General features: G+C 69.6%; 8 protein-coding genes. 4 read left to right on the top strand and 4 right to left on the bottom strand.

The window, feature by feature from the left end:
* Positions 1–54: 54 nt before the first annotated feature.
* Positions 55–1,236: a S8 family serine peptidase gene (locus HDA39_RS15530; protein WP_184795920.1), complete on the bottom strand. Its 1,182-nt coding sequence runs from the start codon at positions 1,234–1,236 to the stop codon at positions 55–57.
* A gap of 308 nt (positions 1,237–1,544) precedes the next feature.
* Here HDA39_RS15530 and secD point away from each other — a divergent pair, with 308 nt between their 5' ends.
* The 3 genes from secD to ligD all read left to right on the top strand — a co-directional run bounded on the left by secD (position 1,545) and on the right by ligD (position 8,207).
* On the top strand, positions 1,545–3,845 hold the full coding sequence (secD, locus tag HDA39_RS15525) for a protein translocase subunit SecD (RefSeq protein WP_184795919.1): 2,301 nt from the start codon (positions 1,545–1,547) through the stop codon (positions 3,843–3,845).
* A gap of 638 nt (positions 3,846–4,483) precedes the next feature.
* Positions 4,484–6,394, top strand: a complete 1,911-nt coding sequence (locus HDA39_RS15520) for an ATP-dependent DNA helicase (RefSeq protein ID WP_238356716.1) — start codon at positions 4,484–4,486, stop codon at positions 6,392–6,394.
* 844 nt (positions 6,395–7,238) lie between these two features.
* The gene (gene ligD, locus HDA39_RS15515; RefSeq protein ID WP_184795918.1) at positions 7,239–8,207 is read left to right on the top strand and encodes a non-homologous end-joining DNA ligase; all 969 of its coding nucleotides are present in this window, start codon (positions 7,239–7,241) and stop codon (positions 8,205–8,207) included.
* Between the two features lie 716 nt (positions 8,208–8,923).
* On the opposite strand, the gene HDA39_RS15510 is transcribed toward ligD, so the two are convergent.
* Entirely contained in the window at positions 8,924–9,439 is a 516-nt protein-coding gene (locus HDA39_RS15510) for a glutathione peroxidase (RefSeq protein ID WP_184795917.1), read from the bottom strand.
* 48 nt (positions 9,440–9,487) lie between these two features.
* The gene (gene lexA / locus HDA39_RS15505) at positions 9,488–10,276 is read right to left on the bottom strand and encodes a transcriptional repressor LexA (protein ID WP_238356067.1); all 789 of its coding nucleotides are present in this window, start codon (positions 10,274–10,276) and stop codon (positions 9,488–9,490) included.
* A gap of 359 nt (positions 10,277–10,635) precedes the next feature.
* Between lexA and HDA39_RS15500 the strand changes: the two genes are divergently transcribed.
* A complete protein-coding gene (locus tag HDA39_RS15500; protein WP_184795916.1) occupies positions 10,636–11,142 on the top strand; it encodes a LysM peptidoglycan-binding domain-containing protein in 507 nt (168 codons plus the stop codon).
* A gap of 629 nt (positions 11,143–11,771) precedes the next feature.
* Here the strand turns inward: HDA39_RS15500 and HDA39_RS15495 are convergent.
* Positions 11,772–12,596 (bottom strand): class I SAM-dependent methyltransferase, encoded by an 825-nt coding sequence (locus tag HDA39_RS15495; protein ID WP_184795915.1) that lies wholly within the window; start codon positions 12,594–12,596, stop codon positions 11,772–11,774.
* Position 12,597: the final 1 nt, after the last annotated feature.

The raw sequence follows: 12,597 nt of genomic DNA, 5'->3' as shown, positions 1-12,597 counted from the left end.
AGCGCCGCCGTACCGGCTGTGGTGGCAGCACGGTACGGCGGCTGACTCAGTTGCTCAGAGCCCGTTGGTGAAGAGCAGGCGGTTCACGGTGCCGCCGGTGGTGCCGCCGCTGATCACGTTCGGGGTCGCGTTGGCCTCGATGTAGGACTTGACCGTCGCCGGCGTGGCCGACGGGCTGGTCTGCAGGTAGAGCGCCGCGACGCCCGCGACGTGCGGGGTCGCCATCGAGGTGCCGTTGTAGGAGCCGGTGGTGTTGCCCGGCAGCGTGGACACGATCGCCGAGCCCGGCGCGTACACGTCGACGCAGGAACCGGTGCTCGAGTACGACGCGCGCGCGTCGGTGATCGTGCTGGCCGCGGTGACCAGGGCGGTCTCGATCTTGCGCGGCAGCAGGTTGCAGGAGTTCCCGCCGGTGTTGCCGGCCGAGGTGGCCAGGAAGACGCCGGAACTGATCATCCGGCGCAGCGAGTTCTCCAGCGTGGTGTTGGCGCTGAAGTTCCACGAGGTGTTGGCGACGGCCGGCTTGACCGCGTTACGGGTGACCCAGTCGACCGCGGCGATCGCGGCGGACGCCGTACCGCCACCGCTGCAGTTCAGCCACTTCACGCCGTGCAGCCGGACGTTCTTGGCCACGCCGTACGAGGTGGAGCCGATGGTGCCGGCGACGTGGGTGCCGTGGCCGTTGCAGTCGGTGTTGTTGCTGTCCAGGCCGTTGAAGTCGAAGCTGGCCCGGCCGCCGAAGTTCGGGTGGCTCGGGTCGACCCCGGAGTCGATGATGTAGGCGTGCACGCCGGTGCCGGTCCGGGTGTAGGTGTAGGAGTTCGACAGCGGCAGGTTGCGCTGGTCGATCCGGTCGATGCCCCACGAGGGCGGGTTGGTCTGGGTGGCGTCGAGGGCGTTCTCGACGTACACGTCCTCGGAGATGGCGACCACCTCCGGGCTCTTCTGCAGCGTCGCCAGCTGGGCGGGCGTGAGCTTGGCGGTGAAGCCGTTGACCGCGCTGGAGTAGGTGCGCTGCGGCGCGATGCCGAGCGAGCTCTTCAGCTTGACGCCCTGCTTCAGCTCGACGATGTAGGTGTCCTTCACCGCGCTGGTGCCGGGCTCGGCCGGTGCGCGCTGGACGAGGATGATCCGGCCACCGGGGTCCGGGGCGGGAGCGGCGCCGGCGGTGCCGGCGGTGGTCAGGGCGATGGCCGGGACGACGACGGCGGCCAGGGCAAGGCGGATACGACGCACGGTTCCTCCTCGGGGAACTCGGTCACCCACCGGGGCGGAGGGGTGATCACACTCGGTCCTGGAGCGGTTACGGAGCGAGTGGTGAGAGGAGAAGTTAGGACGCGCTCACCTGACGCGTCAATCAGTTCTGGTGCCCGCTGATGCCATGGCACTGGGTGGCCGTTTTCCGTTGTCTGCAACGTTGAATCGGCCACGAATGCTTTCTGGCCGTCGACTTGGTCGTCTCCGTACACTGTGCGTTCCACGTTCCGTGGTCTGCTCTGCGTCACGACACCCGTACCAGGGTGCCCATCTCCCGGAGGCTCGTAGTGAACCGGTCGTCCCTGGTCCGCGCGTTGTTCGCGTTCCTTGTCCTCGCAGGCTCGACGTACACCGTCCTGACCGCGAAGCCGGAGCTCGGCCTGGACCTGCGGGGTGGCACCCAGATCGTCCTGCAGACCAGCGACTCCCCGACGGCCAAGGCCAACGCGGAGAACACCGACAAGGCGCTGGAGGTGCTGCGCCGGCGGATCGACGCGCTGGGCGTCGCCGAACCGAGCGTCACCCGGCAGGGTGAGAACCGGATCATCGTCGAGCTTCCCGGCGTACAGGATCCGCGCGAGGCCGCGAAGGTGATCGGCAAGACCGCGCAGCTGAGCTTCCACGAGGTGCTCGACCAGGTCGCGGCGAAGCCGGCCAAGCCGGCCGCCGGTGATCTCTACCTGCCGAACGAGGGTGGCGGCGGTGTCCTGAAGCTGGGCAAGCCCGCGATGACCGGTGACAAGGTCAGCGGCGCGGAGGCCGTGCTCGACGCCCAGCAGGTGGCGGCCGGCTGGATCGTGCAGCTGAACTTCAAGGACGGCGGCGGGAAGATCTGGTCGCAGATCACCGGCAAGGCCGCCTGCCAGCCGGCCGGTGCGCCGGGCCGGCTGATCGCGATCGTGCTCGACAACGAGGTGCTGACCGCGCCGCAGGTCGATCCCAACGGCGGCACCCAGCTGTGCAACATCGGCCTGCCCGAGAGCAACAGCACCATCACCGGCAACTTCGGCGAGACCGAGGCCAAGGACCTGTCCGCGCTGATCTCCGGCGGCGCGCTGCCACTACCGGTGGAGCCGATCGATCAGCGGGTCGTCGGCCCGTCGCTGGGCAAGGACGCGATCCAGGCCAGCGCGATGGCCGGCATCATCGGCGTCGCATTGACCGCGATCTTCATCGTGTTCGTCTACCGGCTGGTCGGCCTGATGGCCGTGATCGGCCTGGTCACGTACGCCGGCATGTCGTACGCCGCCCTGACGGTGATCGGCGCGACCCTGACCTTGCCCGGTCTGGCGGGCTTCGTGCTCGCGATCGGTATGGCGGTGGACGCGAACGTCCTGGTCTTCGAACGTGCCAGAGAAGACTTCATCGGCGGGCGGACCGACGGACTGCGGCGCTCGCTGCGCAGCGGTTTCCAGAACGCGCTGTCCGCGATCGCCGACTCCAACATCACGACACTGCTGGCGGCCGGCCTGTTGTTCTTCCTGGCCGCGGGGCCGGTGCGAGGCTTCGGTGTCACGCTGTCGATCGGTGTGATCGCGTCGATGCTGTCCGCCCTCGTCGTCACCCGGGTGTTCGCCGAGTTCGTGGTGTCGCGCAAGTTCGTGCTCGACCGGCCCGCGCTGAGCGGGATCGCCGGGCACGGCCGGGTCCGGACGTGGCTCGAGGAGAAGCGCCCGGCGCTGATGAACCACACCCGCCGCTGGCTGCTGATCACCGTCGTCGCGATCGTGATCAGCGTCGCGGGAGTCGCTCTGCGAGGGCTCAACCTGGGCATCGAGTTCACCGGTGGCCGCCTGCTGGAAGTCAGCACCGCTCAGCAGATCACGCCCGACCAGGCCCGCGCCGCGGTCGCCGAGGCCGGCTACCCGAACGCCGTCGTCCAGTCCTCGGGGACCGACGACATCACCGTCCGGACCGCCACGATCACCGACGACGAGGCGGAGAAGATCCGCGAATCGATCTCCCGCGTCGGCGGCGGCACCGAGCTCATCCGCAACGAGAGCATCGGCCCGTCGCTGGGCACCGAGCTCCGCAACAAGGCGCTGATCGCCCTCGGCGTCGCGCTGCTCGCCCAGCTGGCCTACCTGGCCATCCGCTTCCGCTGGACCTTCGGCGCCGGCGCCGTACTGGCCCTGCTCCAGAACGTGGCGGTGGTGGTCGGAGTCTTCGCCTGGACAGGCAAACCGGTCGACGGCATCTTCCTGGCCGCCATGCTCACCATCATCGGCTACACGGTGAACGACTCCGTCGTCGTCTTCGACCGCATCCGGGAAACCCGCAACGCCCGCTCCACCGAGTCCCTGGGCCCGGTCGTGGACACCGCGATCATCAACGTCCTCCCCAGAACCATCAACACAGGTATCTCCACGCTCTTCATCCTGGCGGCATTGCTGTTCCTGGGCGGAGACTCCCTCGGCGACTTCGCCCTCGCCCTCCTCCTGGGCATCCTGGTCGGCACCTACTCGTCCAACCTGACGGCAGCCCCCCTCCTGGTCGAGCTGGAAAAGCGCTACCCAGCCCCGCCGCCCCGCCCCAAACGCACCCAACGAGACCGAGACAGCGAACCCGACCGCGGCGCGGTCGTCTAGCCACCCGCCCGGCCCACCCGTCCCGGCCCACCTGTCCCGGCCCACCCGCCGGGCCCACCCGTCCCGGCCCACGCGCGGGGCCCACCCGTCCCGGCCCACCCGCCGGGCCCACCGCCCCGGCCTACGCGCCGGGCCCACCGCCCCGGCCTACGCGCCAGGCCCACCCGCCGGGGTACTCGTCGCCTGAGACGTCTTTCAAGTACCGGCCACCGACCCGGGGGCCGGTACTTGAAGGTTGTTGGCCTGTAACAGGGAGTGCGCCGGGCTACTGAGTCGTTCAATCCGCCCCCGGCCCATCGCCGGGGCCCATGCCCGCCCCTGGCACGAGGCGCGCCCCCACCATCACCCCTGGCTCGAGGCGCGCCCCGACCCCCACCCACCCCAACCACAACCACTCGGCCTACCCCGCTCCATCTCTTTCCCGGCCGCAGCGGCCCCAGCCCCCGCCGGACCTCCCCGGCCGCATCGCCGCCGACCTCCAGTGCCACGACCTCTCGATCGTCCACAGGGACAACCAGAGGATGAAGAAACTTGTCCGCCCACCCGGCTAGGGTGATCTGGTGGGTGTTGATGTGCACGAGTTGCTGGAGGCCGCGGTCTCCGGGGTGAACGGTCAGACCAGACCAGGCCAGGTCGCGATGGTCGAGGCGGTGGACGGAGCCATGCACGACGGCTCCCACCTCCTGATCCAAGCGGGGACAGGCACCGGAAAGTCGCTCGGCTACCTGGTCCCCGCCCTGGTCCACGCCGTCGAGAACAGACGAGTCGTCGTCTCGACAGCAACCCTCGCCCTCCAGTCCCAGCTCGTCGACCGCGACGTACCAGCCCTGCTCGACGCGACCGAGAAGCTCCTCCCGCGCCGCCCGTCGTACGCGATCCAGAAGGGCCGGAGCAACTACGCCTGCCTGCACCGCGTCCGCGAGGGCGCCCCGGACGACGACGGCATGCTCGTCGACGTCCCGCCGTCCGGCGCGATCGGCCAGCAGGTGGTCGAGCTGCGCGAATGGGCCGAGCAGCAGCTGCTCGACGACGAGGCCGGCGACCGCGACCACGCGCCCTCCCACCAGTACCAAGCCTGGCAGCAGGTGGCGATCGCCGCCCGCGAGTGCCTCGGCGCGCAGAAGTGCCCGTACGGCGAGGAGTGCTTCGCCGAGAAGGCCAAGGAGCAGGCCCGCAAGGCCGACATCGTCATCACCAACCACGCCCTGCTCTCGATCGACGCCTTCGAGAACCGCACCGTCCTCCCCGAGCACGACGTCGTGATCGTCGACGAGGCCCACGAGCTCCCCGCCCGCGTGACGGGCGCCGCCGGTGACGAGCTGTCCCCGCAGATGGTCGAGCGTGCCGCCAAGCGGGCGAGACGATTCGTCGACGACGACCACGCCGACGACCTGATCGACGCGTCCGACGCCCTGCGCGCCGCCCTCGACCAGTCCCGCGAGGGCCGGATCGAGGCGGCCAACACGGCCGTGCTCGAGGCGGCGGCGATGGTCCGCGACACCGCCCGTGCGGTCTACTCCGACCTCGGCAAGAAGTCCGACGACAAGGACGACCCCGACGGCGCGAAGCGGCAGTCGAAGGGCGCGGTGAAGGAGATCTTCGACGTCGCCGAACGCGTCGCCGCGCTGAACGCCCTGGACGTCGTCTGGCTGATCGACCGTGACCGATTCGGCAAGGAGCTGCGGATCGCGCCGCTCACCGTCGCCGGCCTGCTGCGCGAGCTGGTGCTGAAGGACCGCACCGCCGTGCTGACCTCCGCGACCCTCACCCTCGGCGGCGACTTCGACGCGATCGCCCGTCAGGTCGGCCTGCGTCCGGCCGACAAGCTGGCCGACGACGACGAGATGCCCGAGCTCGACGACGAGTCCGAGACCGGCCCGCTGCCGTGGCGCGGGCTCGACGTCGGTTCCCCCTTCGAGTACGAGAAACAAGCGATCCTGTACGTCGCCAAGCACCTGCCACCGCCGCACCGCGACGGTCTCGGCACGACGCAGTTCGAGGAGATCGTCGACCTGGTCACCGCCGCCGGCGGACGCACCCTCGGCCTGTTCTCGTCCCGCCGCGCCGCGGAGGCCGCCACGGCCGCGGTCCGCGAGGCGACCGACCTGAAGATCCTCTGCCAGGGCGACGCCCACCTCAACGAACTCTCCCGAGAGTTCATCGAGGATCCCGAAACCTCCCTCTTCGGCACTCTGTCCCTCTGGCAAGGCCTCGACGTCCCCGGCTCCACCTGCAACCTGGTCATCATCGACAGAATCCCGTTCCCCCGCCCCGACGAGCCACTGATGGCGGCCCGCCAGCGCGCCGTGGACGAGGCCGGAGGCAACGGCTTCATGTCCGTCGCCGCCACCCACGCCGCCCTGTTACTTGCCCAGGGCACCGGCCGCCTGATCCGCCGCACCACCGACCGCGGCATCGTCGCCGTACTGGACCCCCGCATCGTCACCGCTCGCTACGGCTCCTTCCTCCGCGCCTCCTTGCCCCCGATGTGGCCGACCGCCGATCGTGAGAAAGTCCTCGGCGCCCTGAAACGACTCCAGGACGACTGATGCCCCCCGCGCCCGGTCACCCCACGCTGCCGCATTCCCCACCCGCCCAGCCCCCCGACCACGCGCGTCGTCTCGCTCCCCACCCGCACACCATCCCCACACCACAATTGCCCCCACCTACCCAGCCCGCCGACCAGGCGCGTCCGGCTCTCCACCCGCGCATCACCCCCACGCGACAGTTGCTCGTGCCTGTCCGGCCCGTCGCCCAGGCGCGTCCCGCTCTCGGCCCGGGCACCGTCTCCACGCGGCAGTTGCTCGTGGCTGTACTGCGCGTGGATCAGACGCGTCTCGTTCTCCGCCCGCGCAACATCTTGACGTCGCAGTTGCTCGCGCCTGCCCGGCCCGGCAGCCAGGTGCGTCCTGTTCTCCGCCTACGCGGCATCTCCCCGCGGCACTTGCCCGCGGCTGTCCGACCCGTCGACCACGCGTCTCCCGCAGCCCGCCTGCGCAACATCCCTCCGCGACAGTTGCCCGCGCCGGTCCGGCGCGTTGACCGCGCGCGTCTCGCTCTCCGTCCCCGCAGCATTTCCACGCCGCAGTTGCCCGCTCCTGTCCGGCTCATCGCCCGGGCGCGTCCCGCAGCCCGCCTGCGCAGCATCTCCAGGCCGCAGCTGCCCCCAGCGGTCCGGCCCGCTGACGCACCCGCGACGCCTATGCCTGTGCCGGCCCGGTACGCCGCCGCTCCCCGGCGCCGGCTCCGTGGCCCTTGGCTCCGCACGCCGGGCTTCAGATGTCCTGCATCGGACGGCCGGGCTGAGCGCCTCGTGCGGTTGGCGGCTTGTAGCTGGGGTGATGTGGAGTTGAACCTCACCGGGTTGTCGCCGCGGACCGGAGGTGACGTCCGATGAGCCCTTCGGCGGCTCCTCCTGTGCTCCCGATGATGGCGTCCCTGGGCACGATGCCGACCGGAGCCGACTGGGCGTACGAGCTGAAATGGGACGGCATCCGCGTGATCGCGGAGGTGGACGCGAACGGCTGCCGGCTCTGGTCGCGGAACAGCCGGGACGTTTCCGGGGGTTACCCCGAGCTGCTCGGACTGACCGAGGCCTCGGGCCTGCAGTTGCCCGCCGTACTGGACGGTGAGATCGTCACGCTCGACGAGAACGGCGCGCCGTCGTTCGGGTTGTTGCAGCGACGGATGCACGTGCGCGACCCGCGGCAGCTGAAACAGCTGATCCTGCAGGTACCCGTGTCGGTGCGCGTCTTCGACGTACTGCGGCTCGACGGAAAATCATTGCTGGAGGCAACATACGACGACCGCCGGGCGCTGCTGGAGTCGCTCGAGCTCGACGACCCGTTCTGGGAGGTGCCGGCGGCGTACCACGACGGCGAGGAGGCACTCGGCCTGTCGGCCGCGAACGGGCTGGAAGGCGTGGTCGCCAAGCGCCGCAGGTCGCGGTACCTGGCAGGCAGGCGCAGTTCGGACTGGATCAAAGTGAAACCGGCGCAGACACGCGACGTCGTGCTCTGCGGCTGGCACCCGGGGGAGGGGAACCGGGAAGGCCGGATCGGCTCGCTGTACTGCGGCGCGTACGACGACAGCGGCCGCCTGGTGCTGATCGGCAAGGTCGGCTCCGGCCTCGACTTCGCAATGCTCGACCTCCTCGGCGCGGAACTGGCCGGCCTGGAGATCGACAAGCCACCCTTCGACGCCTCCACCATCCCCGCCGGCGACCGCCGCGCCGCCCACTGGCTGGACCCCCTGCTCGTCGCCGAAGTCACCTACTCCGGCTGGGCCGCCGACGGCCGCCTACGCCACCCCGTCTGGCGAGGCCTCCGCCTCGACATCAACCCCGAATCCGTAACCCACTAAACCCACAGAAGCGCCACAGTTGGCCGCGAACCCGCCGCACCACGCAAGCGCCGCGACCTCTCCGCACCACAGCAACTCCCGCGCTCACCCGCACGCGGCAGTTCACACGCTCACCCGCACCACACCAAGTGCCAGCCCGGACCCCGGCCCACCGAGCAGTTCCACCGGCTCGCCCGTACGCTCGCGGCCCCGACCTCGCCACAGCGAGCGTCGCGACCTGGCCCGCACCACAGCCGACCCGCGCGCTCGCCAGCACCACAGCAAGTACCAACCCGGGCTCCGGGCCGTCGGCCAATCTCACCGGCCCGCTCAGACGCTTGTGCCCCGGGCCTCGCCGCACTACAGCGAGCGTCGCGACCTCGCCCGCACCACGGCGGTTTCCTGCGCTCGCAGGCACGACAGCAAGTACCAGCCCGGTTCCCAGTCGACCAACCAGTCTCACCGGCCAGCCCAGACGTTTGCGGACCCCGACCTCGCCACCTGACAGCGACGCGACCTCGCAACACGACGCGACCTCGCCACACGACAGCGGGCGACGCGACCTCGCCCCCCACAGCAGTTCGCCCGCGCCGTACCAAGTACCAGCCCGGATCTCGGCAGACCAATCAATCCCATCCGCCAGCCAAACACCCGCAAACCCCTGCGACACTGAAGCATTCTTTGTCGAAGGGAATCGAATCCACCGAGTTCCAGATTCCCGCCGAACAAACGCCTGATCAGTCCCCGGACTCCTGCTGGCGACTGGGCGCCGGCATCGCAAGTGCCGCTTCGACCTTGTCTGCCAGCTTTTCCGGTGTCGCGGTCGGTGCGTAGCGGGCGATCACCACCCCGTCGCGGCCGATCAGGAACTTGGTGAAGTTCCATTTGATCCGCCCCCCGAGCAGCCCGCCGGCCTCGCGCTTGAGCCAGTTGTACAGCGGCAGGGTCTTGGACCCGTTCACGTCGATCTTGGCGAACATCGGGAACGTCACGTGATAGATCGTCGAGCAGAAGTTCGCGATCTCGTTCTCGTCGCCCGGCTCCTGGTGGCCGAACTGGTCGCAGGGGAAGCCCAGCACCGAAAAGCCTTGTTTCCGGTATCCCTTGTAGAGCTTCTGCAGACCCGTGTACTGCGGGGTCTGGCTGCACTGCGATGCCGTGTTCACCACCAGGAGCACCTGGTCACGGAAGTCGGCAAGAGACTGTTCATTGCCTTCGATCCGTTTGGCGCTGAAGTCATAGACAGTCGTCATAGCTCAATGCTGACACGACACGCCCGACTTCGCTCGCCGTCTGAGATGTCAGACACGCCGCAGAACTGTTACGACCTTTCCGAGAATGGTCGCGTCGTGGCCGTCGATCGGCTCGAACGCCGGGTTGTGCGGCAGCAGCCAGATCTCGTTCGCGGTCTTCTTGAACGTCTTCACCGTCGCCTCGCCGTCGATCATGGCGGCGACGATGTCACCGTTCTCCGCGGTCTGCTCCTGGCGCACGACCACCCAGTCGCCGTCGCAGATCGCCGCCTCGATCATCGACTCACCCTTGACCTTCAGCATGAACAGCGTGCCCTCGCCGACCATTGCCTTGGGCAACGGGAAGACCTCCTCGATGTCCTGCTCGGCCAGGATCGGGTTTCCGGCGGCGATCTGGCCGACCACCGGCACGTACACCGCGGCCGGGTGCGCGTCGCCGGCGCCGGTCTCGTCGTACGACGTCTGCCGGACCGAGCCCAGCGAACCGCGACGCGCCGCGTCGGCGACTTCGCCCGGATAGCGGACCTCGATGGCGCGTGGCCGGTTCGGGTCGCGGCGCAGCAGGCCCTTCTGCTCCAGCACGCGCAGCTGATGGGAGACCGAGGAGGAACTGGTCAGGCCGACCTTCTCGCCGATCTCGCGCATCGAGGGCGGGTACCCCCGGCTGTCGACGGAGTCACGGATGACGTCCAGCACCCGGCGCTGGCGCGGAGTCAGGCCGGTCGCGTCGGCCGGGCCGTCGGGCAGCTCGGAAACGGTCGGCTCGGTGGCGCCGCGGGCGGTGCCGCTGTCCTTGCTCGAACCGCTGCCCTTGCTGGAACCGCTCGTCCTGGCCATCGGTGGTAACTCCTCGGGTCGGGGGTCGCGCCTGAGGAGTCACTCGGGCCCGGCCTTGCGTGGTCGACTGAGCACGACGTTAGACCGAATCCTGAGATTCTTCAAACATCTGTTCGAAGGCGTGTCGGTTCGCACGTTTGTTCGTGTGTCGGGTTATAGAGCGGGAATTTCCTCGGCGTGTCCTGGTTGGAACAGTTGCGGATCGGGCGGTCGGCGGTTAATCATTCGTACAGACGTTCGATCGAACAGGTGTTCGGGTCGGTCCGGCTTCAGAAACTGTCGGAGGGTCCGGGTAGACAGAGATCGACAGCAGGGATCGACAGGTATGGCACGGTCTGGACGAGGGTCTGGAGGATCCGATGAGCACAACGGCTCTGGAAACAACAAGTGCGCCGGAAGTGGGCGTTCCTCCCGTCGTGCCCGTGGTCCCGCGCCGTCACCGCATCGACGGGACGACGACCGACCGGCTGACGGTGCGCGCCTGCTCCGGCCCTGACCTCGAGCCGCGGCCGCAGCTCCGCGTCCACCGCCCGGCGGGCCGGCAGCAGGTCGCCGAGATCGAGCCGTCGGCCCTGCAACTCACCCGCCGTGGGCGCGCGGTGCTCACCACCCTGTCGGTGCTGATCTTCGGCGCGGCCATCGCCGTACTGGGCCTGCGTGTCGCCGGAGCACTCGAACCGGAGCCGCAGTTCACCAGGACCGTCCAGGTGCAGGTCGGCGCGGGCGACACCCTGTGGTCGATCGCCCAGACCACCAACCCCTCGGACAACCCCGCCGCCGTCGTCGAGCAGATCGCCGACCTCAACAACCTCCGCACCGCCGCCGACGTCGTCCCCGGCCAACTGATCGACGTCCCCGTCCGCTAGTACGACGTCCCCGCCCGCGTAGTCCGCTGGGCGCCGCTTGCGCAGTACGCCGGATGCAAAGACGGACCCCGCCGGTGCTGGTCTCGCGGCCCCAACGACAACGCGCCCAGCGCCCCGCGCAGATCACGAGGGACGCCGCCCCCGCTGGTCCGAGATCGTGATGCTCACCGTGCTGACCCATCCGACGTGGTCGAGCGGTTGGTCGTCGTCGACGTGGCGCCGGTCCCGCGACAGCGGTGGCCCCGGGCCGACGCCACGACCGCGGCGCCCCCGCGCAGAGCCAACCACGGCGACGCCCCACGCTGGGTCCGATGACCGTGACGATCCCGCACCGGACTCGCAGTCGCAGCGACCGTGCTGCGCCCCGAGCCGACACCATGGACGCCGCCCCGGGCTGGTCCCGGGATCGCGATGCTCACTGCGCTGACCCATCCCGAGGTGGTCGAGCGGTTGGTCGTCGGCGAGGCCGCGCCGGCAAAGCCGTTACGACGAACCGCGGCCCGCCGGTCCCGCGACCGCGAATGCCCCGCGCCTGTCCCGCGACTGCGACGGCCCCACCACGGCGACGCTCCCGCGATCGAGCCGATCCACGACCGCGACCGCCACCGCGCCGATCCCGCCAGCCACAACTACCTCGACCGTTGTCCCGCGTTGCAGACGAACTGGTAGAACCACGCGCGGAACCCCGGATCCAGGAGCAACTCCCGGTAGCGAGCCATGTCGGCCGGGGTCGCGCCGAGCTCCAGCAGGAGCGGCTCGGCCTGTTGGTTGAGATTGAGATGCAACAGCGAACCCGCGCTACCACCCCGAGCAGTCTCGGAGTACTCGATCCCGTGGACGTTCAGCAGTCCGGCCTCCTCCATCCGGCCCTGGACCGTGTGGGCCCAGCTGAGATCGATCCCGCGGGCTGCGCCCAGTAGGTCGTGGGACACGTGCATCATCCGCTCCCACACCGCCCGGTCCTCCGGCGTCGGCGCTGCGACGACGGACAGTGGCCGCTCGCTGCAGTCGCCCAGCACCAGCCAGCCGCCTGGCGCGAGCGCGTTGACCAGCAGGTCGAACACCTGCTCTCGCTGCGGCAGGTGCAGCAGCACTAGCCGGGCGTGGATCAGATCGAACGGACCCTCCACCGGCAGGCCGGTCGTGATGTCGTGCTGATAGACCTCGACGCCCGGCCCTTCGACCAGGTGGTCCGTCGCGATGTCGACCGCGACGACCTGGCCGGTCGGCCCGGTCCGGTCGGCCAGCCAGCGGGTGATCGAGCCGCCGCCCGCGCCCAGATCGAGGCAGCGCTGACCAGGTTGTACGCCGAGCGCGTCGAGAAAGCGAGTCGTGGGCCCGTCCAGCACCGTGGCCAGATAGTCCATGTGGTCGAGGCCGAGGTCCGAACTGGTGTCGAAGAGATATTCCTTGTCCATCCCGTCAGCGTGGTCGACCAGCGCCCCCGCGGTCATC

Source organism: Kribbella italica, assembly GCF_014205135.1.
In the GTDB taxonomy this organism is placed as follows: domain Bacteria; phylum Actinomycetota; class Actinomycetes; order Propionibacteriales; family Kribbellaceae; genus Kribbella; species Kribbella italica.
Note: the sequence above shows the minus strand (reverse complement) of the source record. Positions and strands in the feature narration are given on the sequence as shown.

Coding starts and splice junctions, on each gene's coding strand:
- ligD (WP_184795918.1), top strand. CDS start 7,239: ATGAGCCCTTCGGCGGCTCCTCCTGTGCTCCCGATGATGGCGTCCCTG.
- HDA39_RS15500 (WP_184795916.1), top strand. CDS start 10,636: ATGAGCACAACGGCTCTGGAAACAACAAGTGCGCCGGAAGTGGGCGTT.
- HDA39_RS15510 (WP_184795917.1), bottom strand. CDS start 9,439: ATGACGACTGTCTATGACTTCAGCGCCAAACGGATCGAAGGCAATGAA.
- HDA39_RS15520 (WP_238356716.1), top strand. CDS start 4,484: ATGGTCGAGGCGGTGGACGGAGCCATGCACGACGGCTCCCACCTCCTG.
- HDA39_RS15495 (WP_184795915.1), bottom strand. CDS start 12,596: ATGACCGCGGGGGCGCTGGTCGACCACGCTGACGGGATGGACAAGGAA.
- lexA (WP_238356067.1), bottom strand. CDS start 10,276: ATGGCCAGGACGAGCGGTTCCAGCAAGGGCAGCGGTTCGAGCAAGGAC.